Origin of the sequence: Solemya pervernicosa gill symbiont (genome assembly GCF_002020875.1) — a bacterium.
Classification (GTDB): domain Bacteria; phylum Pseudomonadota; class Gammaproteobacteria.
This window is the reverse complement of the sequence record NZ_MPRL01000153.1, coordinates 1-1,259: the sequence shown is the minus strand read 5'-3', so window position 1 is coordinate 1,259 and position 1,259 is coordinate 1. Positions and strand designations below refer to the sequence as shown.

Genomic DNA, 1,259 nt, shown 5'->3' with positions numbered 1-1,259 from the left:
GGGGCGCCGCAGGCATAAACGGTCGCGTGAAGTTTTTGCTGTTTGCTTGGGCTTGGATGCCCAAAACAAACTTTCGCAAAAATAGCGACTCCCCGGTTACGATCTTAATGACTTTGTAGCACTCTCAGCAGAAAAAATATAGAGGCCAGAGGACGACTCCACGCTATATAAGTAGTGGTTAATAGGTTTGTGGGTTCGCAGCTTAGATGCAGTGGCAAGTGGCTGAAAAATGTTAAACCGATTCTAATGCGACGGCTTCAACGCTGTTGTCGCCGAGGCGGTAACCACGCATCTCAAGCACACCCTTGGTGTTGAGAGAGATGATCAGGTAGAGCGCATCGGGGTAGGCGGCCTGCTGCAGATCGGTAACCGAGGGTTCGGCCGGTGCATGTGGGTGGGAGTGGTAGATGGCAAACAGCTCGCGTCCCGACTCACGCATGCTACGCATCGCCTCAATCATCTGCTGTGGGTCCATGCTGAAGAGCCGTCCCGGCTCATCGGCAATATTATTGATCGGATAGAGCTGGTCGGCTCTGCCATCGGTGGCATCGATCAGTCCGCACACCTCCGTCTCCGGGTTGCTCTGGGCGTGGTGCAGGATTTGATTGATCAACGTTCTTGAGAGTGGTGTCTGATTCATTGTGGCATTTTAACCGGTGTTGGGATGTTTCGCTTCTACAAACTTGGCGGCTGTTACAGTAGCATCGCGTTCTGACGAGGATCGGGTATTACGACTGGAGGGTGGTGCGCGTTGTTGGAGTCTACAAACAGGAGGTGTCGAGTCCGGCTGCTGATTGTGCTGTTGATGTTTGCTGTGCCGACGATGGCCAGTGGCGAGGAGCATTCGCTCGAGTGGTCAATCGGCCTGTCACTACTCAACTTCGGTTATGAGGAGTTCGACACCGATGGTCGTTCACTCAATCGAGAGGATGGTTGGCTGCCTGGTATCAGCGCATCAATCATCGAGCGTGATGGGGCCTGGTTTGGAGAGGCCCGTGCCTCACTCTATGGCGGTAGTGTCGATTACGATGGTGAAACGCAGAGTGGAGCACCCTTTACTACCGAGACCAAAACATGGCTCTTTGATAGTAACTATCGTCTCGGCCACTGGTTTGGTGATGCGCCACGCATCGCGCCCTACATAGGTGTCGGTTACCACCGCCGCTGACCGCTATGGATAGCGAAGCGAAGGCGGTTAGTCCGCGATAGTCGACGCCGTCTGCCTATTCGTAGTTGAGAGCGCGAGCGAACGACGAAGA

General features: G+C 54.2%; 2 protein-coding genes. One reads left to right on the top strand and one right to left on the bottom strand.

The features are described from left to right. Positions 1–232: 232 nt before the first annotated feature. Entirely contained in the window at positions 233–640 is a 408-nt protein-coding gene (locus tag BOW52_RS16820; protein WP_078485232.1) for a M67 family metallopeptidase, read from the bottom strand. A 165-nt stretch (positions 641–805) separates the two neighbouring features. Here BOW52_RS16820 and BOW52_RS16815 point away from each other — a divergent pair, with 165 nt between their 5' ends. Then, entirely contained in the window at positions 806–1,168 is a 363-nt protein-coding gene (locus tag BOW52_RS16815) for a hypothetical protein (RefSeq protein ID WP_078485231.1), read from the top strand. Positions 1,169–1,259 lie beyond the last annotated feature (91 nt).